Source organism: Cupriavidus sp. IDO (genome assembly GCF_000812465.1).
In the GTDB taxonomy this organism is placed as follows: Bacteria; Pseudomonadota; Gammaproteobacteria; order Burkholderiales; family Burkholderiaceae; genus Cupriavidus.
Window position 1 is genome coordinate 84649 of record NZ_JWMA01000033.1, and the last position, 25352, is coordinate 110000.

The window sequence follows — 25352 nt, forward strand, 5'->3', positions numbered from 1 at the left end:
CGAACAGGGTGGCTTTGGTCGCCCAGGTCATTCAGCGCTTCAGGAGAGAGGACCTGCTGGTCCCGGGACTGTCCGCCGCGATCGGCCACAATGAAAAACGCCCATAACGTGGGTTATGGGCGTTTGGGCCGCCGACGGCAGCGCTCGTCTACCTTGTCAGGGCGTTCTTACACAATCTCAGTGCGGCTCGTTCTACGCTCGGCCGACCGGATCAGGAACGCGGCGCACCGCTGGCGATCGATTCACGCCGGCCAGCGCGGCGCTCGGTCGCGGCAGATGCAGCTGATGGCGTTGCCACTGCGCCCACCTTTGTCTTTGCCGGCAGCTTGTACATCGCGCCCGGCGACGAGGTCAGCAGCGTATTGATCTGCACGATATCGTCCTCCTGCAGTACGCCCGTGGAGGCCTTCAGCCGCAGGCCGTTCATGATGGTGTCGTAGCGGGCCTTGGCAAGGTTGGCGCGTGTCTGGAACAGCTGGGCCTCGGCGTTCAGCACGTCGATGTTGATGCGCACGCCCACGTCATAGCCGAGCTGGTTTGATTCCACTGCGCTTTGCGCCGAGCGCTCGGCGGCTTCCAGCGCCTTCACCTGCGCCAGGCCGTTGGATACGCCCGAATAAGTCTGGCGCGCGGTCTGCGCGGCGGTGCGTCGGGCGAACTCGAGGTCGCTCGCAGCCTTGTCGGCCAGCGCCAGGGTCTCGCGCACGCGCGACTGGATCTGGCCGCCGGCAAAGATCGGCATGCTCAGCTGCACGCCGATCTGCGAGGCGGTGTAGTGCGTGGAGATCGCCTGCGTGGCACTGCCGGTCTGGTTGTTGAAGCCGTAGGAGGCGACCAGGTCGACGGAGGGCAGATGCCCGGCACGCGCCTTGTTGGTTTCGCGCTGGGCCGTTTCGAGGTTGTAGCTGGCCAGGCTGACCTGCGGATTGGAGGCTTCTGCCTGTGAGGCCCAGGCGTTGACGTCGGCCGGCGCTGGCGCGGGCAGGGGCGCCTCGGGCCGCAGGCCGAGCAGTTCATCCACGGGCTTGCCGGTGATCTGCTGCAGGTTCGCGCGCACTACTTCCAGCGCGCTCTGTGCTGCGATCTCGGTCGACACCGCCAGGTCGTAGCGTGCCTGCGCATCATTGGCATCGGTGATGGTTGCCGTACCGACCTCGAAATTGCGCTTGGCCTGCGCCAGCTGTTCGGAAATGGCCTTCTTCTGGGCGCCGGCCAGATACAGGTTGTCCTGCGCGGTCAGGACGTCGAAATACGCCTGCGACGAGCGGGTGATCAGGTCCAGCTGGGCCTGCTGGAAGGTGACTTCGCCAGCCATCGCCGCCAGTTCACCCTGCTTGTAGGTTTCCCAGCGGTCCCAGCGGAACAGCGGCTGGCTGAGCTGCAGCTGCCAGTTGTTGTTGTTGAAGAAGCGCGTGCCAGAGGCACTGGGACTGGCGCCGATTGGCAGCGAAGCCGTCTGTTCGAGCCTGGTGCGCGACGCGCCGGCGGTGCCGACGACCAGTGGCAGCAGCCCGGCGCGGCCCTGCGGCAGTTTCTCGCGCGTGGCCAGCAGCTGCGAGCGCGCGCTGGCGAACTGGGCATCGTTGGACTGCGCGTCGCGGTAGACCTGCAGCAGGTCGGCGGCGCTGGCCACCGGAACCTGCAGCAGCGCAAACAGCGAAACCGCGATTGCCAGGCGCGTCCTGGTCACTCCGGACACGGCGAAAGGCGCAAACGTCATGACATCTCCAGGTTGCCGGGCACGCGCACGGCCAACGAATTGGTTCTTCTTCGGGTTTTACTTCGCGGGCCGGGTTGCGCTCGGCAAACTGTTTGCAGCGGCCTCTCAGTACTTCGGCATGGCAGGGTCTACCTCATGCGCCCAGGCGTCGATGCCGCCGGTGAGGTTGTAGACCTTTGCATAGCCCTGGCGCTCGAGGAAGCCGGCCACCTGCATGCTGCGCATGCCGTGGTGGCAGATGCAGACGATCTCGGCGTCCTCGTCCAGTTCGGCGGCGCGCGCCGGGATGTCGCGCATGGGGATGTGGGTGATGCCGGGCATGGCGCAGGTCTGCACCTCCCAGCCTTCACGCACATCGAGCAGGACCGGCCTGGCACGGCTGGCGTCAGCCAGCCACTGGGCCAGTTCGGTCGCGTTGATGACCTGCATGGATAACTCCGTACTCAGAACTGGAAGTGCGACGGCTGGGCCGCGCCTTGCAGCGGCTTGACCGCGGTTTCGAACAGGTTGACGACCTGGTACTCCGTTTCGGACAGGCGCGTGACCAGGCGTGCTTCCATTACCGGCAGTTCGCCGACGAAGGCGGCGATGCGGCCGCCAACCTTGACCTGCGACAGGATCGACTGCGGAATCGACGGCAGCGAGCCCGAGATGCAGATCACGTCGTACGGCGCGGCGGCGCTCCAGCCGTCGGCGGCATTGCCTTCGGCCACGTCGACGTTGGTGACGCCGGCGTTGGCCAGGTTCTTGCGCGCCAGCTCGACCAGCTCGGGAACGATATCAACGGTCAGCACGTGGCGCGCGCGGTGGGCGAGCAGGGCGGCCATGTAGCCGGAGCCGGCGCCGATTTCCAGCACGTTCTCGTGCTTGCGCACGGCCAGGTCCTGCAGGATGCGGGCTTCCACGCGCGGGGGCAGCATGTTCTGGCCGGCCGGCAGGGGGATCTCCATGTCGACGAAGGCCAGTGCCGAGTACGCCTGCGGCACGAACTGCTCGCGCTTGACCACTGCCAGCAGGTCCAGGATTTCCTGATCCAGCACATCCCACGGGCGGATTTGCTGTTCGATCATGTTGAATCGGGCTTTTTCGAGATCCATCTTGCCATTCCTTACCAATGCAAACCGCTGTCGGTTCTGTGTAGCGGCCGCGCGGTGCCACGGCCGGACAGTCTTGTTAAACAACCCGGTATTTTAACCTTCCGCGATGTCCGGGCCTACATGACAATTAGCGCAATTAGCGGTTTCATTCCGCGCTTGCTTCCCGCGCCGGGCTGCCGGCCGTACCGGCGGGCTGTCCGGGCAGGGTGGCGGTGGCACTCTTGCCTTTCCACAGCCGCCGTAGCCAGGCAGCGAAGTCATCAAGATACGTATAGATCACCGGAACCACCACCAGCGTCAGGATCGACGAGGTGATGATCCCGCCGATCACCGTCTGGCCCATCGGCGCGCGCTGCTCGGCGCCTTCGCCCAGGCTGAACGCCAGCGGCACCATGCCGAAGATCATGGCCAGCGTGGTCATCAGGATCGGGCGCAGCCGTACGCGGGCGGCTTCGATCAGCGCTGCCTCGCGCGACAGCGGCGCCTTGCCGTCGGCGCCGTCCACATGCCCGTGCCGGGCCTGGTTGGCAAAGTCCACCAGCAGGATCGCGTTCTTGGTCACCAGTCCCATCAGCATGATGAAGCCGATGATCGAGAACATGTTCAGCGTGGAGCGGAACAGCAGCAGCGCCGCGAACACGCCGATCAGCGTCAGCGGCAGCGAGGTCATGATCGCGATCGGCTGGAAGAAGCTGGCGAACTGCGAGGCCAGGATCATGTAGATGAAGATCACCGCCAGCGCCAGCGCGGACACGGCGTAGCCGAACGACTCGTTCATCGACTTGGTCGAGCCGCCGAAGCGGTATTTGTAGCCGGCGGGCCAGCTCATGCCATCCAGCGCGGCCTTCACGTCGCGTGCGACCTCGCCCGCCGAGCGGCCGGCCACGTTGGCGGTCAGCTCCACCTCGCGGTTCAGGTCGCGCCGGCTGATCTGGTTGGCGCCGGTGGTGGGCACCAGGTCGGCGATCTGGCGCAGCGGCACCATCCTGGGCGAGCCGTCGGCGTTGGTCTGGCTGCTGGCGATCATCAGCGCGCTCAGGTCCGCCATCCCGGTACGCGCGTCCTTGGGCAGGCGCACGCGTACGTCGTAGTTCTGGTCGTCCGGGGCGCGCCACGAGCTGATGGCGTCGCCGGCCAGCAATGGCCGCAGCGCGTTGCCGATCTGCGCTACGCCCACGCCGAGGTCCGACGCCAGTTCGCGGCGGATGCGCACCTCGATCGTCGGCCGGTCGTCCTTCATGCTCGAATCCAGGTCCGCCAGCCCGCGTATGGCGGTCATGCGCGCGCTGGCCTTCTTCGACAGCCGCCGCAGTTCATCCAGGTCATCGCCCTGGATCGATACCTGGATGGCCTTCTGCCCGCCCGCGCCGTCGGGCATGCCGACCATCGTCAGCGTGATGCCGGCGATGCCCGCCAGCCGTTCGCGGATCAGCGGGTTCAGCTGCACGGTCGACAGCTTGCGCGCACGCCGGTCGGTCAGGCGCACCGACACCAGCGCGTTATTACGCCCCGATGTGTTTCCCGAATTGATCGTGGCGTAGGTGTAGGCCACTTCGGGGAAGGACTTGAGCGCTGCCTCGACCTGCCGGACCTTGGCTTCCGTGACGTCGATCGACGTGCCGACCGGCGTGGTGAAGCCGACCTGCGTTTCGCCCAGGTCAGCGTTGGGCACGAACTCCGTGCCGATCAGCGGCACCAGTGCAAAGCTGCCGAAGAAGGTCACCACGGCGATCAGTGCCGTGGCCAGGCGATGTTTGAGCGCCCAGCCCAGCATCGCGGCATAGCCATTGCCGAGCTTGTCCATGCGCGCCGAGAACCAGTCCAACAGTCGGCCGACCGTGCGGCCATACCAGCTCTTCTTGTTGCCGGTGCCATGCAGGTCGGGGTCATGCCAGACCGAGGACAGCATCGGGTCCAGCGTGAACGAGACGAACATCGAGATCAGCACGGCCGCCACCACGGTGATGCCGAACTGGTGGAAGAAGCGCCCGATGATGCCGCCCATGAAGCCCACCGGCAGGAATACCGCCACGATCGAGAAGGTGGTGGCCAGCACCGCCAGGCCGATCTCGTTGGTGCCGTCGAGCGCCGCGGTATGGTGGTCCTTGCCCATCAGGTTGTGGCGCACGATGTTCTCGCGCACCACGATGGCGTCGTCGATCAGCAGGCCCACGCACAGCGACAGCGCCATCAGCGTGATCACGTTGAGCGTAAAGCCGCACATATACATCACGCCGAAGGTGCCGATCAGCGCGATCGGCAGCGTCAGGCCGGTGATTACCGTGCTGCGCCACGAGCCCAGGAACAGGAACACAATCGCCACGGTCAGCAGCGCGCCTTCGAGCAGCGTGGAGCGGACTTCCTTGACGCTGCTGCGGATGCCGCGGGCGGTGTCGTTGACCACATTGAGCTGCACGCCGGCCGGGACCAGCTTGCGCGTCTCTTCGGTCATGCGCACCAGCCCGTCGACGGTGTCGACGGTGTTCTGGCCCTGTGCCTTGACGACGGAGAGGAAGAGGGCGCGCTTGCCGTCGAGCAGCGCCAGGCTTTCCTGCTCTTCCTGCCCGTCGCGCACGTCGGCGATTTCTCCAAGCGTTACCGGATGGCCGGCGCGGCGCGCGACGATGATGTGACGGAAGGCGTCGGGGGTCGATACGCGGCCCTTGATCTGCACCACGGTTTCCGTCGCCGAAGAACGCAGTTCGCCGGCCGGCAGCTCCTGGTTCTCGTTGCGGATCGCATTCATTACCTGATCGACGCCGATGCCCAGCGCTTCAAGCTGGGCAGGGCGGATGCGGACCTCGACCTCGCGCTTGGTGCCGCCGACGATATTGATGGCGCCCACGCCGCGCACGGTTTCCAGCCGCTTGCGCACGATCTGGTCGGCGATGGTGGTCAGCTCGCGCTGGCTGCGGTTCGCGCCCGGCGCATTGGAGACCGACAGGTAGAAGATCGGCGCATCCGACGGGTCATAGCGCAGCACGCGCGGCTCCTTTACCTCGTCGCGGAATTGCGGGCGGATCAGCGCGATCTTGTCGCGCACGTCCTGCGCGGCCTGGCCCACGTCGACGCTCAGGTCGAACTTGATGACCACGACCGACGTGCCCTGGTAGGAGTGCGAGAAGATCTCGTCGATGCCGGAGATCGTGTTGACGATCTCCTCGACCTTGCGCGTGACGTCGGACTCCACCGATTCCGGCGCGGCGCCCGGGTACTCGGTCTGCACCACCACCACGGGGAAGGTGATGTCGGGAAACTGGTCTACCGGCAGGCGCTGGTACGAGAACAGGCCGACCACGATGAAAGCCATCATCATCATGGTGGCCAGCACCGGGTTGCGGATCGAAAGGCGGGTGAACCACATGGCGGCTTGCCCTCCGGCCCTCAGGCCTTGACGCGCTTGACCTGGCTGCCCGTGCGCAGGGTGCCGAGGTTGTTGCGCACGATCTCGGTGCCGGCGTCGAGGCCGGAAACGATCTCCACCAGGCCGCTCGCTTCGTCGCGGATGCCGAGCTGCACGGGACGTTCAGTCAGCGTGTCCTTCTCGATGACATAGACGAAGGCACGGTCGCCCTCGGTGCGTACCGACGAGGCAGGCACGGCAATGACACCGTCACGCTTGCCGAGCACCAGCGCGCCGCGCGCGAACATGCCCGCGCGCAGCCTGCCGTCTGCATTCTCGACCCGCACATAGACCATGACGCTGCGCGTGCCCTGGCTCACCGCCGGGTTGATGCGCACCAGCTTGCCGGCAATGCGGCCGGTGCCTTCGACGTCGAGCTGGACGGACTGCCCGACCGAGGCGCGCGCGACATCCGCCATCGGGATCGGCGCTTCCAGTTCCAGCACGCGCAGGTCGACCACATCGATCAGGCGGGTGTCGGGCGAGACCTTCTCGCCGGGCTGCACGGCCCGTGCCGCGACCACGCCGTCGAGCGGCGCCTTGACCACGGTGTCGGCGAGCGCCTTCTGCGCAACCCCCAGTCCGCCCTGGGCCGCGTCGAGATTGGCGCGGGCGACATCGAGGTTGGACTGGTAGTTGTCGAACGCCGTCCTAGAAATAAAGCCCTTGCCGACCAGCTCGCGATTGCGCTCCCAGGTCTGGCGCGAATTCTCGTACTGGCCCTTGGCCGCCAGCATCTGGCCGCGCGCCTGCGCAGCCTTGGCTTCGTACTCGGTCGGGTCGATGCGCACGATGACCTGGCCCGCGCGCACGGCCTCGCCCTCGCGCACCAGCACCTGCTGCACCTCGCCCGACACCTTGGCCTTGACCGAGGCCTGGTTCAGCGCGCGCAGGCTGCCCGACAGCGGCAGCGAAACCTGCAGGTCCCGTGCGGCCACGCTGACGAGGTCCGTCTGCAGGAATTCCACCATGGCCGCGGCCGTCGACTGCGCGGCGGCCTGCGCCTGCCTTGCGCTTCCCGCCTTGCGCACGGCAGCGGTGGCGCTCAGTACCGCGATGGCGCCGAACACGGCGATCAGGATCTTCTTGCTTCGTTTCATTGTTGTTTTGTCTCTGGTCCGCGGCGGGACTTAGCCGTCCGCTTTGTCGTCTGCGTTCTCAGCCGTCCGCTTTGTCGTCTGCGTTCTCGCGCTGGGCCAGCATTTCCTCCCGGATCCGCTCCCAGGCATAGGGTCCCACCTGCGGGGGCAGGGGCCTGTTGCGCGCTTCGCCGGTCGTCAGCCCGAACAGCAGCATTTCCAGCAGGTTGTCCAGGAAGGCATCGGGATCGATCTCCTTGGTTGCGGTCGCGCCAAATGCGCGTTGCCACAGCATCAGGAACACCAGCGGCGCGCAGATCAGCGTGGTGGTGGGGTTGGGCGGCATATCGCGCAGTTCCCCGCGTGCCACGCCGCGCGCCAGCACCCTGGCGAACAGCTCGTCGCCCGGCACCATGACTTCCTCGTGGTAGAAGCGGGCGATGTCAGGGAAGTTGCCGGACTCCGCCATGATCAGCTTGGTCAGCCCGGCCACGGGCGTCGCGCCGATCAGGCCCCACCAGCCACGCAACAGCTCGCGCAGCAGTTCGGGCGTGCTGCCCTCGAAGTTGTCGACCAGGTCGGTACCCCTGGCCAGGGCCGGCACCAGGTTTTCGCGGACCACCGTCTTGAACAGTTCTTCCTTGTTGGCGAAGTAGAGATAGACGGTGCCTTTGGAAACGCCGGCGGCCGCGGCCACGTCTTCCAGGCGCGTGGCGGCATAGCCGCGTTCCACAAAGAGTTCGAGGGCGGCCGCCACCAGTTCCTGCGGGCGGGCTGCCTTGCGGCGGCTCCAGCGCCGGGAATCGGCGTCCTTCTGGGGGGCGGAAGACTTGTTCACGTGGATCTGGTCTGTGTCGGCAGGCCGTTGCGAGGGCAGCTTAATGTTAATAACTTGTGGGTCAGTAATGTAGAGTAGCCAATCTGGAGGGTCAAGCAAGCCCGGCGGAAGGAGGGGGCTCGGGCGAGGTGTGCACGCGACAGGTGATCTGAAGGCTACGTTTTTGCCGCTGTTGCCCGATGTTTCAGATTTCCGTCTGGCTCCTCAATCGGCCTCGGGCACAATGGCGCCTTTGCTTCGCCTTGCCGGTTCGCCTGAACCATTGCCATGACCTGCCTGTCTGACGTTTCCTGCCGCGAAGGCTGCGGCGCCTGCTGTATCGCGCCGTCGATCGCCTCGCCGTTGCCCGGCATGCCTGACGGCAAGCCGGCCGGTGTGCCCTGCGCCCAGTTGTTGCCCGATTCGCGCTGCGCGGTATTCGGGCGGCCCGAACGGCCGGCATTCTGCGGTGGCCTGAAGCCTTCCGCCGAAATGTGCGGAGACTCGCGCGAGGCCGCGCTGCACTGGCTGACGCGGCTGGAAATCCTTACCGCGCCGGGGCGCCCGCAATCGGGTGCATGCGATTCGCGCTGAACCCCACTGCAATCGGAGGCAATATGACCCGGATCACCCGCCGCCGCTGGCTTGCCATTGCGGCCACGTCCACGGCGGCCGCCTGGCTGGCCGCTTGCGGCGCCTTCCGCAACGAATACACCTTTTCGCAAAGCCAGCTGCAGTCGGCGCTGGAGCGCAAGTTTCCGTTCAACAAACGCTATCTCGAACTGTTCGACATCCAGCTCGCCAACCCGCAGCTGACGCTGGATCCGGCGCGCAATCGTGTCAACGTGCAGTTCGACGCCACCGTTGATAACAAGCTGTTCTTCCGCCAGGCGCTGACCGGGCGCTTCGCCCTGGACAGCGGCCTGCGCTATGACCCGGATACCCGCTCGGTCGTGCTGCAGGACCCGGAGGTGCGGCAGTTCGACGTGCAGGGGTTGCCCGGCCAGTTCTCGCGCCAGCTCAATGCGCTTGGCGGCATCCTGGCCGAGCAGCTGCTGCAAGGCTATCCGCTGTATACGTTCCGTCCGGACCAGTTGCACATCGCGGGCGCCAATGTAGAGCCCGGTACAATCACCGTTTTGCCTGACGGCATTAACGTCAAGGTCAATCGCCCCTGAAGGCAGCGCGGTCCGGGCAATATCCGGGTCTCGCTTCACGTCAACGTTTTCCGATCCCGCATGGAAATTGCACTCGCCCTGAAAGCCGTGATACTCGGCATCGTCGAAGGACTGACCGAGTTCCTCCCCATCTCCAGTACCGGCCACCTGATCCTGGCCGGCCAGTTGCTGGACTTCAATGACGAGAAAGGCAAGATTTTCGAGATCGTCATCCAGTTCGGCGCGATCCTCGCGGTGTGCTGGGAATTCCGCCGGCGCATCGGCGATGTAGTGAGCGGGCTGGCGTCCGATCCCAAGGCGCAGCGGTTTGCCATCAACGTCATCGTTGCGACCGTGCCTGCCATTGTGCTGGCGCTGGTGTTCGGCAAATGGATCAAGGCCCATTTGTTCAATCCGGTCACGGTGGCACTGGCCTTCATCGTCGGCGGCGTGGTGATCCTGCTGGCCGAGCGGCGCGAGGCCCGCCGCGGCCAGGTTTCGCATCCGAAGGGCAATGCGCTGCTGGAGGCGGCCAAGGCCGGCGCGCCGCGCATCGAATCGGTCGATGACCTGAACTGGCGGGATGCGCTCAAGGTGGGCCTCGCCCAGTGCTTCGCGCTGGTGCCGGGCACGTCTCGCTCCGGCGCGACCATCATCGGCGGCATGCTGTTCGGGCTGTCGCGCCAGGTGGCCACCGAGTTCTCGTTCTTTCTCGCGATTCCGGTGATCTTCGGCGCGACTGTCTACGAACTGTACAAGGCGCGGGCCCTGCTGTCGGCGGACGACATCGGCCTCTTCGGCGTGGGCTTCGTGTTCGCGTTCCTGTCTGCCTTCCTGTGCGTGCGCTGGCTGCTGCGTTTTGTCGCCACGCATGACTTCAAGCCCTTTGCCTGGTACCGGATCGTCTTCGGCATCATCGTGCTGGCAACGGCGTACTCGGGGCTGGTGTCCTGGCACGCCTGAGCATCCAGGGCGTCAGAAATGAAAAAGGCGTGGCCGATGTGCCACGCCTTTTTGCATTCCGGCCGCTGCGCGTTAGGCGCGCTTGCGGAAAATCACGTCCCACACGCCGTGCCCCAGCCGCACGCCCCGGCGCTCGAACTTGGTGATGGGGCGGTAGTCCGGTCGCTCGGAAAAACCGTCGGCGGCGGATGACGTATTGACCAGGCTCGGCTCGCCGGCAAGCACTTCGACCATCTGGTGGGCGTACTCCTCCCAGTCGGTCGCGCAATGGATGTAGCCGCCGGGCTTGAGCCGGCTGGCGAGCAGCTTCACCAGCGGCGGCTGCACCAGCCGGCGCTTGTTGTGGCGCTTCTTGTGCCAGGGATCGGGGAAATAGATGTGGACGCCATCGAGGCAATCCTCGGTCAGCATATGCGCGATGACCTCGACGGCGTCGTGCTGGATGATCCGCACATTGGCCAGGCCGCGCTCGTCAATCAGCTTGAGCAGCGCGCCCACGCCGGGTTCATGCACCTCGCAGCCCAGGAAGTTGTCCAGCGGACGCAGGCCGGCGATATGCGCGGTGGTCTCGCCCATTCCGAAGCCGATCTCCAGGATCGACGGCGCTTGGCGGCCAAACGTCGCTTCCCAATCGAGCGGCTGCGGCGCGTACGGCACCATCATGCGCGGGCCGACTTCCTCGATAGCCCGCTGCTGCCCGGTCGAAGTCCGTCCCGCGCGGCGCACGAACGAACGGATCCGGCGCGGATGCGCTACGCCTTCGGGGTCGGCGGGGGAGGGGACGGGCGGCTGCTGGGCGTTGTCGACCTGTGTGGCGTCATCGGCCGGCGTCGGTTCAGTGCTGGGGTCTTGGGGAAGCATGGCAACAAAAAAGCCGCCGGGCAGATCACCGTAACGGTGACAAAGGCGGCCTATCTCGACGGGAAGCGCAAGGGGTGGTGGGAACATAACACAGCCCCAGCCCAGGGAACAAAAACGGTTAATTCTCGTGCCCATTGGGTGGGGCCGTATTATGTACTGCGACGTCCTTCTTCGGCAAGCGAAGCTAAAGGTCTTCAGACGTCCCCAGCTCATGCGGATGGGCGAGTCCTGCTTTGAAAACCAAGACAGTATTGGATATGCGCATCGACGATGGGATGCCATGGCCTACTTGCTGGGCAGATTTTGGGAGCCTGACATCTGGGTAAGCGAGGCTGCCCGCCTTGTCTGGCAGCATTCCCACAGGCCACCGCTCAGGACGCACTGATTATGCCTCCAGGCGCAACAATTCATGCAAAATCGGTCTTTGTCAAATGCTGGCAGAGCAGGTCTAATCACGCAGGTGCGCCCCGCGGCATATGTCGATGTGACTGTTGCGCATCGCCTGCCGGAAGAGACCCAGTATCTGCATATAAGCGGTCCTTGGGAGTTGTTGCGTACGCCCGGTTCGCGACGCCGAAGGCAACAGGTGTGCCGAGACGGAAACTCGCGAGATCGCATGCAGGGATTCCAGACTGGAGACTTGGGTGCACGCCTTATTGCCCACTGGCAATAAGCCGGGAACCTACGTTGTCTGCGTAGCGGTTCGAGCGACTGGCAATTTCACTATCCACCGCGGCAGTGATGTGGTCCAAGGCATTGCGCATCGACATTGAGCCGGCTCCAACGGAGTGACGGATACCGACACACAAGGATAGCTAAGACCAAGGAGTAGCGGGAGAAGGCCGAGTTACGCACGGCGCGCTATCCCTTCCCGGCCTGAAGGCCGAGGTTTCCCGCGCATCCGGATGAATCCTCGGGACAATGACGACAAATTGAACGCCGCCAACTTCCAGCGGGCCGTCCCTTCGGTAACAGCTGGGAGCGATCCCATCGCTGGCACATCGATGATTGTGACGCTGGACCAATTGCGCTCGTATGAGCACGATCCGCGCGTTATGCGCAATCCGGCTTATGAGGAAATCAAAGCGTCCATCCGAGCGCGCGGCTTGGATGCGCCACCGGCGATAACTAGGCGCCCAGATGAAGCGCATTACATCATTCGCAACGGTGGCAATACGCGACTGGCAATACTTCGCGAGTTGTGGGCAGAGACCAAGCAGGAACGGTTCTTCCGCATCTCCTGCCTATTCCGTCCGTGGCCGGAACGGGGCGAAATCGCCGCCTTAACGGGCCACTTGGCAGAAAACGAACTGCGCGGCGGATTGACTTTCATCGAGCGCGCCCTGGGAGTCGAGAAGGCGCGCAGACTTTACGAGCAGGAGGCAAGTAGCAAACTGAGCCAGTCCGAACTCGCCCGGCGCCTGACGGCCGATGGCTATCCGGTGCAGCAATCACACATCAGCCGCATGCAAGATGCGGTGTGTTATTTGCTGCCAGCGATACCTACCGTGCTGTACCAAGGGCTCGGCCGGCATCAGGTGGACAAGCTCGTGGTGCTGCGCAAGGCGTGCGAGCGAACCTGGGAACGAAGGGCTCAGGAGGGTCACCTCGTGGTGGACTTCGCCTCGCTGTTCCAGGATGTGCTGTCGCAGTTCGACGCGCTACCGGATGGCTTTTCGCTCCAGCGGGTAAAGGATGAACTAGTGGGCCAGATGGCCGAGTTGCTGGGCACAGACTATGATGCGCTGAGCCTCGAGATCGACGGCAGCGAAAGCCGGCAGCGCGCGCTGAGCAGCGAGCCGGCGCCGGCGAAATCGACGGTCTCTACCATATTCTCGACGCCAAAGTCGGCATCCCTTCCTCAGGCGGCGACAACTGCCCAGCCGGGCGGCGTATCGACTGGACTGGCGTTCAAAGGGGCCTCAACACGGGCTGCAATGGTGTCTGCGGCTGGCAGCGGGCTAGCGGAGGAAGAAGCAGCCGCGCCAGTACGGGCCGACCGTGATGGGCAGCGCGTGCAGGGGCGCATCGTGTCTCCGGCGCCGACCACCGAACGCATGCAGTGCGTTCAGGGCCAGGTCTCGAGCCAGTTGGGCGACAGGCTATTCGACTTTGACACGAATGCCTCTTGCGCAATTCCGGTTCTGGCCGATGGCCTCTACCCGATCTCGGATGTCTGGCATATCGAGCCAGGATTGGACGAGCCAGGCCGACTTCGGGTGCATATTGCACAGTTTGCCCGTGAAATTGCCGAAGAGGCGGCGGTTGCCGAACAGATCGTGCCAAGTGACAGTGGTATCGGCTTCGTTTGCATGACCCCCCGCGTTGGGCAGGTGAGCGTTTTGCCTGATTTCCCTGGCGCGCTTCTGGCGCTGTTGCATGCGTTGAGCACGCCCGAGTCAATCGCGACGGGATTGAATCGTGCGCGACTGGATAACGACCTGGCGCCGCTGCTGTATGGTACGGGCGCAGCGTCCACGCGACTGAGCGACACTGGCCTGATCAAGTTGTTCCGGCTGCTGCGTCTGGCGCGACGGCTGCGAGACCTGGAGCACGGTACGGGATTCGCCGACCCGGGCCGCGACTCCTGAGGGGCCACCATGTCGTCACCTCACCCGCTCAACCAGGCTGTCATCGCCCAAGCGTTGAACGATCTGCGCAATGGCCAATTGCGTCGGTGCAAAGCGATGGGATTCGGCGAAGAGGAACTGGAGGCGCTCAAGCATCCGGCGCTAGTCAGTGTGCTGGTCAACGCCACGGTGTCGTGGTGTTCGGTATCGGTCAATCGTGAGGTCCTGAAGCGGCTGCTAAGCCAAGTGCATGACGTGGAGCAGGAAATTGCCACGGTGGATCGCATGCTGCGCCTGGGCGCGAGCACGGAGATGGTGAGCCACTTCTACGGCCTCACGCATCAAGAAATCGCGCTGCGGCGCGACATTCTCGGCTTGCCCAAACGCAAGGGCCGGCACCCGGTGCTAGACGAGGCACAGGGCATCGCACTGTGGAAACACTGGAAGGCCGGAGTCGGCGAGCGTAATCTTGCGCTGGACGACGATCTGCCCATGCTGGGCCTGTCGATGGACCTGGCCGAGAGCCTGACGTTACCGATGTCGGTGGTCTGGGCGTCGATCCGAAATTGGATCGACGAGGGGCTGGTCTAGACTCTTGGGAAGGGCAGTGCGCCATGGCGTGATGGCCCCCTAGTACTGTCGGCATGGTTCCTCGATACACAAGGGAACTGGTATCGGCCCCATCGATCGCCCAAACGGCATCGGGAGCAACGCCGCGTATGGATGCAGCACTAGCGCGCAACCGGTTCATGAGCTTGACTGTTCGAGCTACGCTGCCTACGTGACGCTCAGAGGGCCACCTGGTGTGCAGAACATGCGAGGTATAGCTCCCACGGCTCTCCATGAAAATGGCTGACCGCCAGCTATCCCCAGGGGATAGCTGGCACACCCGGCCTTCCGCATCGAATAAAGCGGGCAATCCCGGTCTGCGGTTTTTTGACTGACGCCCTTCCGGCCGACGCGGATGCTAGCGACTCATTCCTCCTTCTTGAGTCGTCCCTATGGCTAATGAACCCCTGCAACTAAATCTCGGATCGTTGCGCAGCGCGATATCGCTGACGCTGCACACTCACCACGCGTCCCGTATCTGGCATGGCCGCCCCGCAGCCGAGGGGCGGCCCGGCATCATCGGCCTCAACGGCTACATCAGCGTGATGAGCAAGATGAAGCGCGGCGCCGAGCAGGACGATCCCTACTCCGACTGGTGGATGCTTCGCATCGAAGACAAGCTGGACGACACTAAGAGGCGCCTGCAGACGCTGCGCGAGCAGGTGGAGCAGGCGCTCACCAGCGTACCTCCCGCGCTCAGCCTTGGTGAGAACCTGAATCTTCAACCGGTGAAACTTCCGCTGTTCGTCAACGCCCAGCTCGGCTTTGCGGCCATTTACTTGCTGGCTGATTACGACGACCTCGCGCGCAAGCTGATGCTCGCCCACCATACGGCGCTGATCGACCGAAGCACGCTGGAGCGCTGGCTCAACGATGGCGCGCACGCAATGCGCAGCCTGTTTTCGCTCGCCCAAGAGTATTGCTCCTCTGGCGCAACCCGCGCTGACTTTGCGGAGAACAATGCGGCGGCGCAGGCGGCAGTGCAGAAGTTCGGCCAGCTGCCACAGGAGGTGCTCGAAGGCACGCGCCGTTCACGCTTTGCACCGCCTATTGCGCGCCGAGGCGGTAGTCGCGAATCCGCAGCCGCGCCCACCGCGGTGGAGCCGACTTTCGGCGCCATCGATGACCCAACCGGCACTGCCGCACGCGACGAGGATGCGACGAAATGACGGTACGTACCATGCCCGTCCAGCCGAGGCGCTTTACGGCGCTGGAACAGGCGGACTTCCAGCGGCTGGAACACGCAGGCTACCTAAAAGGCCTTTTACAACCTTTTAAAGGTAAGGGGAGTTTGGAGGCTTGGGCCGGTCAATGCCTGGCGCTGCGCGACAGCGTGATCGTCCTGGCGCAGCGGCGTGTGCTGCCCCAAGCCAGAGCCTATCCCTTCAACCTGCTCAATGTGCAGCTGGCCCAGCAAACGACTGGCGCAGGGACGACCTTCCTACGCTGGCGCAATGTCGACCGCTCATCCATGGGCGTCGCCTTGTGGGAATCCCTGATCGGCAGTCCTGCGATACCGGCCTCGCTGATTGACGACCTGTATGCGATGGAGCTGCAGCGTATTGCGCTGAACATGCAGATCAGCCTGACCCACAGCATCGCCCGCCACGCCTTGGAATGCGCCAACAAGATGGCCCAGGCTGAGGCGGTTTACCTACGGCGCACCCATAGCCATGCCACGTCCACTGTCACCATTCCCAAGGAGTCGCCATGAGCCCATCGTTTGTCGGCGAAGGCAACATCGGCTTTGCGCCGGACTACCGCGAGTTTGCCAATGGCAATCGCAAGCCGGGCCGGCTGCCGCGCCACACTGTTCCAGCTCGGCGCGCGGGTCTGCGGCGAAGAGCGGGTTCCGACGAGAACGCTGTCGTATACAACCGCCGTGCACCAGTGTGGTATCGCCCGGGAAAGATTCCCGGCGGTCGACTCGCTCCCATCCGCTCTCCCGAGGCAAGCTTGCGGTCCCCTCGCTGGTTGCAAACAATCGACGCGTGCTGCGACAATTGTCCCTTCGACGGTCATGAATCGGTGCCCATGCCGTCCGGCTTTTTTGTGGCCCGTCTCATTCGGCGCAGCCATGCTGTCACCCATCCGACGAACCGCCCATCGACAAGGAGCCTTCATTGTCGGATCCAGATACCGAGGATGAAGATCTCGCCCGCAGGGCGGCGCATCTCGCGGTGGCGTACATCAGCCAGGTCTCCATGACAGGTGGCGCTGGCCTCGCGAACCCTGCGCTACGCCGGCTGCATTAGCCGGCGTGGCCAATTGCCCGCATCCCGCGGGAAATCCCAGCGCATGTTACCTTCTGCAACGTTGCGCGCGTCTCACGGTGCCGTTATGCACATGCGAGGCGAGAAGGCCGTTCCTTGATAGACCGCGCTCGGCGCGGTTGCGCTGGTCCAGTTGATTCCGTCGATGGCGAAGGGTCTCCTGGCGGCTTGCGGGCCTGTGCCGCAGCGAGCCTCGAGGAGACCCTTCGGGTCGTCGGTATTCGTTGCCGGTGCCCGCCGGTGGAACAACGGGCTCCCTTTGTGCACGGATGTGTGCCCAAGGATGTCGACCCCAGCCACGATACGGGTCGAGTGCGACTGCTGGCGCAGCAAATGCCGTTGACAGGACTGCAGCAGCCCACAGGTGGCGCCTTTGTCCAAGGCTGAAAGCCTGGTGCTTTCAGCCGATTGTTCTTTGCCTGGTCAGAAAGTGGCGCGGCCCCGGGCATGGCGGCTGCCGCCCGGTCAGCGCGAGGCGAGACCGCCAGGATTTTCAAGTCTGTAAGACGTGATCGCCGCATGCATCGCAACGGTCCGCTTCGCATTGTCTCCCTGCGGCGGAGCGTCTTCCCGACGCCGATGCGCTTTTCTGTAAGCCTTTGGGACGATTCCGTTTCCGTCATGGTGTGGGGCTTTCCGTCCCTTCGCAGGCGTAACTATGTCACTTGCTATCGCATCGGCGCCACTGAGCGCCCCACAGGCCTGTCCCGTGTCCATCGGCCATCTGGCCAAGGCCTACACGGGCAAACACCTATCGTTGCAGGTGCTTTCCAGCGCCGCCGGCCACTACATCGGCACTGCCGACCGTGAAGGATCGGTATCACGTGAGTCAGTGGAGTATTTCCCCTCACGGGAGGCGGCAGAGGCGGCCCTGCCGACGGGGCACTGACAACAGCGGTGCCAGCCATGATCCCAGCCTGCAGGCGTGTCTTGGGGAGTCTTTGTCCCAAGACGTGATTGATCACACTGTGGCGGAAGAACGGCCCCGCGGCGCTAACTGGCTCTCCACGATCCCGTGGCTGCATCGCCAAACCGGTGACGATGCGGTTCCCATTTGGTGCTGCCGTTTGCATCGAATACGGCGAAGGTAATGGCTGCATGTTTCGGAAGCCAATATCAATGCGACTGTCCGCCTATTCTCTCCCTCTCGCCGGTCTCGCCGGGGCCATCCTTATCACGGGTTGTGCCACCACCGTACCACCGGCCGATCTGACACAGACGCCCGGGCCACCCGAGCAATCCCAAGCGCTGATATCCGGGACGAATACTCCAGGCGCCCCTGTGCCCGTCGTCCGCTACGGCCGCTACACCTTGACGGAACTGGTGGCGGAGCCGGGGCAGCGGGAACTAATGAAGCAGGTCGTGGACATCACCATCCCGCCCTCGCTCGACTCCACGGTCGGCGACGCCATGCGCCATGTCCTCCAGCGGTCGGGATATCGGCTGTGCGAGGGCTCGCAGGCCGTAATGCTGTATGCGCTGCCGTTGCCGGCGGCTCATCTACGGTTGGGGCCGATGGTTCTGCGCGATGCGTTGCTGACGCTCGCTGGTCCGGCGTGGGACATGGCCGTTGATGAAACCTCGCGCCAGGTTTGCTTCAAGCACGCGGTGGCGCCCGTTACCCCCACCCCGACGGCACCGGCTCTGGATCGCGCCGAATCCGTCGAACGCATCGATACTCCGGAGGGGTAACCATGAACGTCCCGAACATTCCGGCTCCGTCCAAACGCGATCGACGCGTACGCTGGCCGTGGGTTGTCGCCTGCATCTGGCAGCTGCTTGTGAGCACACTGACGATCCTCAATAGCGTTGGCTTGTCGCGTCTGACCGAGCATAGCCGCGCCAGCGCTCAGAATGCCCATGTCCAGGCGCTGGCGACGCGTGTCGACGGTCTGGAAAAGCGGGCCGAGGCCGTCAAGCTGCAGCCCACGCCCGTCATCCGGGCCGATCTCGATGCCACGCGCCAAGAGCTGGATGAGCGCCTGTCGCGGGTTGAGCAGGCTCAGACCGCCGATGATAGCGCCAGCGGGTTGCAGGCGTTGCAAGCGCGCGTCAGCGCCATTGAGGATCGCCTAAAGCGGACAGCGCCGACCATGGCCGTGGTACCACGGAGCGACGCTGAACGTCCCAAGCCAACGGTACCCGAGCCGCCCTTCAATGTCATCGGTCTGGAGCTGCGCGGTGGAGAGCGCCTTGTATCCGTCGCGGCGCGGGGCGCAGCTTCGGCGCGCGAAGTGCGGTTGCTTCGTGAGGGCGACACCATGGGCGCCTGGCAGCTCCAAGCCATCGAAGCGCATGCCGCGGTATTCCGCATCGACGGCCACACGCTGCGCATCGCAATCCCGTAGGTGCGGACTATGACGCAAGTACCTGTGGCCGTCCTTGCCGTGATCCTGGTAGTCGGCTTACCCTGTGCGTACGCACAGACAGCGCCGCTGGCGACCCCGCGCGTCGCTCAGAGCCAGGTGATGAAAAGCATTGACGCCGCGCTCGACGAGCGCCAGGCCAGGGATTGGGGCTTGCGTCCCGAAGAATGGACGCGCTACCGGCAACTGATGCAAGGGCCGCTGGGCGTTTATTCCCCCAACCTCGATCCTCTCACGACCTTGGGCATCGAGGCACGCAGTGACGAGGAGCGCAACCACTACGCCGAGCTGCAGGTGCAGGTTGAGGCACGGCGCGTGAACAAGACCCTCGCCTACCAGAGGGCCTACGACGCGGCTTGGAAGCGCCTCTATCCGGGCCAGCAACGTGTCAATCTCCCGGGTGCGCAGACACTGAGCGCTGGTAACAGCGGTTCTGGTCGCCTGGCCGTTTTCGTCAGGGCTGACTGCGCGCCGTGCGACAAGCGCGTGCGCCAGTTGCAGACGGCGGGCACGGCGTTCGATGTCTATATGGTCGGCAGCCGCCTGGACGATGCTCATATCCGCCAGTGGGCGACTCGGTCCGGCATCGACCCGGCCCGAGTCCGCGCACGCACGATCACTCTCAACCATGATGCCGGACGTTGGCTGTCCCTCGGCGTGCCGGGCGAGCTGCCGGCCGTGGTACGTGAGCTGAACGGCAGATGGCAGCGGCAGTAAATCCGCAATCCGCGTTGCGTGTCGCGCTCCTGCTAGGCGCCTGCGTCTGGGCATCGGTTGCGCCCGCGCAAGAGGAGCCGCCGCCGGCCTACCAAATTGCCGCGAAGCACGCAGGTCTGCCGTCGCCAGTACTGTACGCGGTGGCCTTGCAGGAGAGCGGCACCAGACTGCGTGGACGGTTGATCCCCTGGCCGTGGACACTCAATGTTGCGGGAAGGGGCGAGCGTTATGCCACGCGGGCTCAGACGTGCGCGCGCTTGCGCCAAGCGCTCAGCCGCATCCCAGCCAACCGGATCGACGCCGGCCTCGGGCAGGTCAATCTCGGTTACCAGGCGCATCGCTACAGTCATCCCTGCGAGCTCCTCGACCCTTACAGGAATCTCGCGATCGTCGCGGAAATTCTCAAGGAGCAGTACATAGAGGGCGAGGACTGGCTGGCCGCCATCGGCCGCTACCACCGTCCAGCCGGCGGCGCACCGTCCGCTCGTTATCGCCGTAGTGTTCATCAGCACCTCGTTCGCGTGCTGGGGCCGCGCACAACGCCTTCCGCTATCAAGTGACCACGCCATGAACCGGATGCTCTGCACTTGCGCCCTGGGGCTGCTCATTGCCACCACCGTCCTGGCGAAATCGACCGCCCAGCCCCTGATCGTTGTCGAGGACCGCGGCGGCGCCTTGGCGCTGCCGTACTACCAGGCACTGAATGCCGAGAGTGAGGGGGCACCCGGGCCGACAGCACCGAAGCGGACACCCCGCATCGGAGGTCTGGCAGAAGCCGAGGCGGCCATGCTGCCGGTGCGCTCGGCACGGCTGTCGCCGGGTAATGAACCGCGCCGCGTCATCCGCGCGCCGGGCCTCACACCATTGTTCCTGATTGGCGACGATGATCGCTCCCGCGCTTGGCTCCTGCAGCGCCGGGGGGCGTTGCAGGAGCTGGGCGCGATGGGCCTGGTGGTCAACGTGGTGTCGCCGGAAGCCCTGGCCGCGCTGCGCCGCCTTGCGCCGGGCTTGATGCTGTCGCCTGCCTCGGGCGACGATCTGGCTCAGCGGCTGGGCATCCGTCACTATCCAGTGCTGATCACTTCCACCGGCATCGAGCCATGATGTGAAGCGCCGACCATGGCCAAGTCCCGGACCATCGAGGTTTTGCTGCGGCCAGCGGTGGAGCTATACACCGTCGGGGTTTGTGCGGGAGCCGCATTGCTGTGCCTGGTGGCACCGTGGTCGCTCGCGCTGAGCCCCTTGCTGGGGCCGGGCAGCGCGCTGCTGTTCCTCGCCTTCGGCGCCATCCGGCTGAGGGACGCCTGGGCCATCCTCCGCTACCGACGCAGCATCCGCCGGCTACCGCGCTACGTGATGAGCAGCCGCGACGTGCCCGTCAGCCAACAGCGGCTATTTGTCGGCCGGGGCTTTCGCTGGGATCAGCGCCACACGCACCGGCTGATGCAGACCTACCGGCCGGAGTTCCGCCGCTACGTGGAGCCGACAGCGATCTACCGAGCGGCACGGCGGATTGAGCAGCGGCTTGAGTTCGCGCCGTTACCTGTTGCCGGGCTGGCGAAAGCTCTGGCCTGGGACAGTCCACTCAATCCGGCGCGGCCGCTGCCGCCGGTCGGCGGCCTGCCACGTCTGCACGGCATCGAGCCAGACGAGGTCGACGTTACCTTGCCGTTGGGCGAGCGGGTCGGCCACACGCTGGTGCTGGGCACCACGCGCGTGGGCAAGACGCGCCTGGCCGAGTTGTTCATCACCCAGGACATCCGCCGCAAGGTGGGCGGCCAGCACGAGGCGGTGATCGTCTTCGACCCAAAGGGGGACGCCGACCTGCTCAAGCGCATGTACGTGGAGGCCAGGCGCGCCGGCAGAGAAGGGGAGTTCTACGCCTTCCACCTGGGCTGGCCGGACATCTCGGCACGCTACAACGCCGTGGGCCGTTTCGACCGGATATCGGAGGTTGCCACGCGCATTGCCGGCCAGCTTTCGGCCGAGGGCAACAGCGCAGCGTTTCGCGAGTTCGCCTGGCGCTTTGTCAACATCATCGCGCGTGCATTGGTCGAATTGGGCCAGCGTCCTGACTACCTGCTGATCCAGCGCCACGTCATCAACATCGACGCGTTGTTTATCGAGTACGCTCAACACTTTTTCACCAAGAGCGAGCCGAAAGCCTGGGAGGTCATCGTCCAGCTCGAGGCGAGGCTGAACGACAGAAACATTCCGCGCAACATGATCGGCCGCGAGAAGCGGGTCGTGGCGCTGGAGCAGTATCTCTCGCAGGTGCACATCTACGACGCCGTGCTCGATGGCCTTCGCAGTGCCGTGCGCTACGACCGCACCTATTTCGACAAGATCGTCGCGAGCCTGCTGCCGCTGTTGGGGAAGCTGACCACTGGAAAGATCGCGCAACTGCTCGCGCCGAACTACTCGGACCTGAACGACCTGCGTCCCATCTTCGATTGGATGCAAATCATCCGCAAGCGCGCAGTGGTCTACGTCGGCCTGGACGCGCTGTCGGATGCGGAGGTCGCGGCTGCCGTGGGCAACTCGATGTTCAGCGACCTGGTATCCGTGGCTGGCCACATCTACAAGTTCGGTATCGATGAAGGTCTGCCGGGCGCATCGAGCGGCGTGAAGGTGCCCATCAACGTCCACGCCGACGAGTTCAACGAACTGATGGGCGACGAGTTCATACCAATGATCAACAAGGGCGGCGGCGCCGGGGTTCAAGTGACGGCCTACACGCAGACGCTCTCTGACATCGAGGCGCGCATCGGCAACCGCGCCAAGGCCGGGCAGGTCGTCGGCAACTTCAATAACCTGTTCATGCTGCGCGTGCGCGAGACCGCGACGGCCGAACTGCTGACGCGGCAACTGCCGAAGGTGGAGGTGTATGCCTCCACGGTGACGAGCGGCGCGACCGACAGCTCGGACCCGCGCGGCAACACCGCCTTTACCTCCAATACCCATGATCGCATCAGCAGCACCAGCGTGCCGTTGATCGAGCCCGCGCACGTGGTCGCGTTGCCCAAGGGGCAATGCTTCGCGCTGATCGAAGGCGGAAATCTATGGAAGATCCGCATGCCGCTCCCCGCCCCCGACCCCGATGAGGCCATGCCAAAGGATCTCCAGGAACTCGCCGCCTACATGCGGCAGCACTATGTCGAGGCCGGTGACTGGTGGGCGAGTCAAGGCGTCCCTGTCTCTCAGAAACAAGCGCTTCCAGACGATCTGCAAGCGAACGCTCAGCAGACTGCCGCGGCCAATGAGGCTGGTGGCGAAGACGTCGTAACATGAGCGATCCGGTCGTCGCAGCGCAGCGCCAGCAGGTCTACCAACAGGGGCTGGTCGCGAGCGTCATCACCTTGCCGTTCCGCATTTTTGGCGTGCTGTGCGGCTCACTGCTTTTGTGCATCGTGGTCGAGTGCATCGGTGTGCAATTCTTCTGGCCGCAGGAGGGCTGGCGTCACGCCCAGGGCATGCTTAACCACGAGTTGGCCCAGGTATCGGAGAGCTTTACGCACAGCGTCCTGGTGCAGGAACCAGGCCGAACCGCGCGGCATCTTGTCGAGCTGGCCTACGACTGGCTTTTCGTGAAAAGCGGGCTGCTGGACTGGATACGCGATGCCGGCACACAGGCCAGCGCCGGTGTCCGCAGCCAGGCCTATGACTTGCGCCACTACCTTGGCGTGGTCTATGTGCATGTTGAGAGCTACTTGATCGCCTCCGCCTACACCGCTCTCGTGTTTCTCGTGCGGCTGCTGGTGCTGACGCTGACCTTGCCGTTGTTCGTGATGGCCGCCTTCGTCGGGCTGGTCGATGGCTTGGTTCGGCGCGACGTGCGCAGCTTCGGAGCCGGCCGAGAGTCGGGATTCGTCTACCACCGAGCGAAGGCCAGCCTGATGCCGCTGGCCATCCTGCCCTGGGTCACTTACCTGGCACTGCCGGTGAGCGTCCATCCGCTGCTGATTCTGGTGCCCAGCGCAGCTATGTTTGGCGTAGCAGTGTGCATCGCTGCAGCGACGTTCAAAAAGTACCTCTAGCAGGCGCTAGGCGGTGGACGTCTACAGGTTCGCCTTGCCACCAATCATCAACGTGTGCCTCGACCCGACGATGCGCTGGCGCCGCACAACTCCAGCTTTATCGAGACCGAGGGCATGGCGACGTTTCTGTGCGCTCATGCTTTCCGTGTTCAGCAGCACTGCCACGTCCGCTTTCCGATCCCTTGAGCAACAGCTTGCTGCAGTCAGTTGCACGTCGGACGAGATGTTGAATCGCACCAGCGTGGCCTGCCGGGCCTCGTCGTCGGCAAAGACGCAGCTTTCGAGGTCGGCCTTGCCGGAAATAGACGCGTGAATTGACCGGCAGGCCCGCTGTACCAATGCACAACTGGACCTGCTGTCGGGTTGGTGTGACAACGGGCATTGCAGCGCTCCCAAGGCGCTGCCGGGCTTGCTGTGCCTGCGCTTAGGCACGCGCTTGGGCAGGCGCTCGTCCATCAGCTTCAGGCCGATCTTGTCATTTGGCATGTCCAGCAGTTGTGGGTCGACGAGTAACAACTGCTTCCAAGGGAGCTCTAAGAAGAGGAACGGCCTTCCGATGAGCACCCTAAATGGGGCGGCTGGCGGGGCATGGCGCCATCAATCGGGTCGCGCAGAGGTTCTCTTTCTCTACTGCGCCTGACCGGGATGGGCCGCAGCATTGACGCCATTCACTTCTCCGGAGAGTGGCACGATGAAACAGACCTGCCGACGCACTGGTACCGGGCCGCGCGCAACGATCATGCTGCCCCTGGCGCTGGCCCTCTCGTTTTCGGACGTGCGTGTGGCCATTGGCTCCGATGGCGCTCTGGAGCGTGAGCAGCTCTCCGCTCTGGCACGCCAGATCGACATGGCTGACCGCCTGGCAGAGCAAGCTGCCAACACCGCGCTGAATGAACGTGCTCGCTACCACTTCGATTACGCCCGGCTGCGTGCGGACCTCAAGCGCGTCCGCGCTGGCGTGCAGGACTACCTTGCCCCGCAGCGAGCGCAGCCTCGCGATCCCGTCCCCCTGATGGGCGACTACCTGCACCGCGATGCACAGCAGAAGTCATCGCCATGACGCCTTCGGCCGATCAGGTTGCCGCCTTCCTGGCCAACGGCGGTTTCACGCCCGCGTCCGTCTCCGCCGTTGTCCTCGGCTTCGTCTTCGCCGTCCTGCTGCTGTGGGGCGTTTGGGCAATGCGTACCGCCTATGTCGGTTGGGCCGAGAACCGAATAGCCCTGCGCCAGTTCCTCGGCGTGGTCATACGCTTCGTCGCGATGTACCTGGTGCTGAGCTTCTTCCTCCTGTCCTGACCACGAAAGGATTGAATCGCCATGAATACCTGTTCGACTTCCCATCGCGCCGCACGCATTGCCGCCGTGCTCGTTCCGCTGGGCATCACGGTCACGCCGCGGGCCTCGTTTGCAGGCCTGCCGACCATGGAAGACCCTTCGCGCGGCACGGGCAAAGGCGTCCTGCAAACGCTGCAGAACTACGGCTACGATATCGTGCTGCTCATCGCGCTGCTCGTGGTTGCGTCGATGTTCATCGGGGTCTGCTACCACGCTTATACGCGTTACGCCGAGATCCACACCGGCCGCGCTACCTGGGGCCAGTTCGGCCTCACGGTGGCGGTGGGCGCCATGCTGCTGGTCGTCGGCATCTGGCTGCTGACCAAGGCCACCGGTGTGCTCTGAAGG

26 protein-coding genes and 1 pseudogene are annotated in these 25352 nt (G+C 64.5%); 19 read left to right on the forward strand and 8 right to left on the reverse strand.

Going from position 1 to position 25352, the window contains the following annotated elements:
- Positions 1-211: 211 nt before the first annotated feature.
- The 6 genes from RM96_RS10795 to RM96_RS10820 form a co-directional block, all read right to left on the reverse strand.
- Positions 212-1720 (reverse strand): TolC family outer membrane protein, encoded by a 1509-nt coding sequence (locus RM96_RS10795; protein ID WP_039010381.1) that lies wholly within the window; start codon positions 1718-1720, stop codon positions 212-214.
- 105 nt (positions 1721-1825) lie between these two features.
- Complete coding sequence (locus tag RM96_RS10800; protein WP_039010382.1) at positions 1826-2149, reverse strand: rhodanese-like domain-containing protein; 324 nt, start codon at positions 2147-2149, stop codon at positions 1826-1828.
- Between the two features lie 14 nt (positions 2150-2163).
- Positions 2164-2817 carry a protein-L-isoaspartate O-methyltransferase family protein gene (locus RM96_RS10805; protein WP_039010383.1) on the reverse strand — a complete coding sequence of 218 codons (654 nt, stop codon included), beginning with the start codon at positions 2815-2817 and terminating at the stop codon, positions 2164-2166.
- Between the two features lie 145 nt (positions 2818-2962).
- Entirely contained in the window at positions 2963-6181 is a 3219-nt protein-coding gene (locus tag RM96_RS10810; RefSeq protein WP_039010384.1) for an efflux RND transporter permease subunit, read from the reverse strand.
- 20 nt (positions 6182-6201) lie between these two features.
- The gene (locus RM96_RS10815) at positions 6202-7320 is read right to left on the reverse strand and encodes an efflux RND transporter periplasmic adaptor subunit (protein WP_039010385.1); all 1119 of its coding nucleotides are present in this window, start codon (positions 7318-7320) and stop codon (positions 6202-6204) included.
- 58 nt (positions 7321-7378) lie between these two features.
- Entirely contained in the window at positions 7379-8137 is a 759-nt protein-coding gene (locus RM96_RS10820; RefSeq protein ID WP_039010387.1) for a TetR/AcrR family transcriptional regulator, read from the reverse strand.
- A gap of 267 nt (positions 8138-8404) precedes the next feature.
- Here RM96_RS10820 and RM96_RS10825 point away from each other — a divergent pair, with 267 nt between their 5' ends.
- From RM96_RS10825 to RM96_RS10835, 3 genes are read left to right on the forward strand one after another with little or no spacing between them, the layout of a single operon-like run.
- Positions 8405-8710, forward strand: coding sequence for a YkgJ family cysteine cluster protein (locus RM96_RS10825; RefSeq protein ID WP_039010388.1), 306 nt, complete (start codon positions 8405-8407; stop codon positions 8708-8710).
- A gap of 23 nt (positions 8711-8733) precedes the next feature.
- Positions 8734-9294, forward strand: coding sequence for a DUF1439 domain-containing protein (locus RM96_RS10830; protein ID WP_039010449.1), 561 nt, complete (start codon positions 8734-8736; stop codon positions 9292-9294).
- Between the two features lie 60 nt (positions 9295-9354).
- Positions 9355-10236, forward strand: a complete 882-nt coding sequence (locus RM96_RS10835; protein ID WP_039010390.1) for an undecaprenyl-diphosphate phosphatase — start codon at positions 9355-9357, stop codon at positions 10234-10236.
- Positions 10237-10308: 72 nt separating this feature from the next.
- On the opposite strand, the gene trmB is transcribed toward RM96_RS10835, so the two are convergent.
- Complete coding sequence (gene trmB, locus RM96_RS10840; protein WP_039010392.1) at positions 10309-11097, reverse strand: tRNA (guanosine(46)-N7)-methyltransferase TrmB; 789 nt, start codon at positions 11095-11097, stop codon at positions 10309-10311.
- 905 nt (positions 11098-12002) lie between these two features.
- On the opposite strand from trmB, the gene RM96_RS10845 reads away from it, so the two are divergent.
- The 13 genes and pseudogenes from RM96_RS10845 to RM96_RS10895 all read left to right on the forward strand — a co-directional run bounded on the left by RM96_RS10845 (position 12003) and on the right by RM96_RS10895 (position 23669).
- Positions 12003-13688 (forward strand): ParB family protein, encoded by a 1686-nt coding sequence (locus tag RM96_RS10845; protein ID WP_039010393.1) that lies wholly within the window; start codon positions 12003-12005, stop codon positions 13686-13688.
- Positions 13689-13697: 9 nt separating this feature from the next.
- The gene (locus RM96_RS10850) at positions 13698-14258 is read left to right on the forward strand and encodes a DUF2857 domain-containing protein (protein WP_039010394.1); all 561 of its coding nucleotides are present in this window, start codon (positions 13698-13700) and stop codon (positions 14256-14258) included.
- A gap of 410 nt (positions 14259-14668) precedes the next feature.
- Positions 14669-15445 (forward strand): PFL_4669 family integrating conjugative element protein, encoded by a 777-nt coding sequence (locus RM96_RS10855; protein ID WP_039010396.1) that lies wholly within the window; start codon positions 14669-14671, stop codon positions 15443-15445.
- The gene (locus tag RM96_RS10860) at positions 15442-15990 is read left to right on the forward strand and encodes a DUF3158 family protein (RefSeq protein ID WP_039010397.1); all 549 of its coding nucleotides are present in this window, start codon (positions 15442-15444) and stop codon (positions 15988-15990) included. The genes RM96_RS10855 and RM96_RS10860 overlap by 4 nt, the downstream gene beginning before the upstream one ends.
- Positions 15987-16082 (forward strand): annotated as a pseudogene (locus RM96_RS38575) (single-stranded DNA-binding protein); the annotation flags it as partial. The gene RM96_RS10860 and the pseudogene RM96_RS38575, both read left to right, overlap by 4 nt.
- Positions 16083-17207: 1125 nt before the next feature.
- Positions 17208-17438, forward strand: a complete 231-nt coding sequence (locus RM96_RS37010) for a hypothetical protein (RefSeq protein ID WP_082016505.1) — start codon at positions 17208-17210, stop codon at positions 17436-17438.
- A gap of 230 nt (positions 17439-17668) precedes the next feature.
- On the forward strand, positions 17669-18241 hold the full coding sequence (gene pilL2 / locus RM96_RS10865) for a PFGI-1 class ICE element type IV pilus protein PilL2 (RefSeq protein WP_052279451.1): 573 nt from the start codon (positions 17669-17671) through the stop codon (positions 18239-18241).
- Positions 18242-18243: 2 nt separating this feature from the next.
- Positions 18244-18897, forward strand: coding sequence for a hypothetical protein (locus RM96_RS10870; RefSeq protein ID WP_039010398.1), 654 nt, complete (start codon positions 18244-18246; stop codon positions 18895-18897).
- 9 nt (positions 18898-18906) lie between these two features.
- A complete protein-coding gene (locus RM96_RS10875; protein WP_039010452.1) occupies positions 18907-19632 on the forward strand; it encodes a TIGR03759 family integrating conjugative element protein in 726 nt (241 codons plus the stop codon).
- On the forward strand, positions 19617-20192 hold the full coding sequence (locus RM96_RS10880) for a lytic transglycosylase (RefSeq protein ID WP_039010399.1): 576 nt from the start codon (positions 19617-19619) through the stop codon (positions 20190-20192). Before RM96_RS10875 ends, RM96_RS10880 begins: the two co-directional genes overlap by 16 nt.
- 7 nt (positions 20193-20199) lie before the next feature.
- Complete coding sequence (locus RM96_RS10885; RefSeq protein WP_039010401.1) at positions 20200-20736, forward strand: integrating conjugative element protein; 537 nt, start codon at positions 20200-20202, stop codon at positions 20734-20736.
- A gap of 15 nt (positions 20737-20751) precedes the next feature.
- On the forward strand, positions 20752-22923 hold the full coding sequence (gene traD / locus RM96_RS10890) for a type IV conjugative transfer system coupling protein TraD (RefSeq protein ID WP_039010402.1): 2172 nt from the start codon (positions 20752-20754) through the stop codon (positions 22921-22923).
- The gene (locus tag RM96_RS10895; protein ID WP_039010404.1) at positions 22920-23669 is read left to right on the forward strand and encodes a TIGR03747 family integrating conjugative element membrane protein; all 750 of its coding nucleotides are present in this window, start codon (positions 22920-22922) and stop codon (positions 23667-23669) included. Before traD ends, RM96_RS10895 begins: the two co-directional genes overlap by 4 nt.
- 21 nt (positions 23670-23690) lie before the next feature.
- Here the strand turns inward: RM96_RS10895 and RM96_RS10900 are convergent, their stop codons facing one another.
- Positions 23691-24185 (reverse strand): hypothetical protein, encoded by a 495-nt coding sequence (locus tag RM96_RS10900; RefSeq protein WP_152624090.1) that lies wholly within the window; start codon positions 24183-24185, stop codon positions 23691-23693.
- 175 nt (positions 24186-24360) lie between these two features.
- Here RM96_RS10900 and RM96_RS10905 point away from each other — a divergent pair, with 175 nt between their 5' ends.
- The 3 genes from RM96_RS10905 to RM96_RS10915 are packed head-to-tail and all read left to right on the forward strand — an operon-like array spanning position 24361 to position 25349.
- Positions 24361-24729, forward strand: a complete 369-nt coding sequence (locus RM96_RS10905; RefSeq protein WP_039010406.1) for an integrative conjugative element protein, RAQPRD family — start codon at positions 24361-24363, stop codon at positions 24727-24729.
- Positions 24726-24965, forward strand: coding sequence for a TIGR03758 family integrating conjugative element protein (locus RM96_RS10910; protein ID WP_039010409.1), 240 nt, complete (start codon positions 24726-24728; stop codon positions 24963-24965). The genes RM96_RS10905 and RM96_RS10910 overlap by 4 nt, the downstream gene beginning before the upstream one ends.
- Before the next feature lie 21 nt (positions 24966-24986).
- A complete protein-coding gene (locus RM96_RS10915; RefSeq protein WP_039010411.1) occupies positions 24987-25349 on the forward strand; it encodes a TIGR03745 family integrating conjugative element membrane protein in 363 nt (120 codons plus the stop codon).
- Positions 25350-25352: the final 3 nt, after the last annotated feature.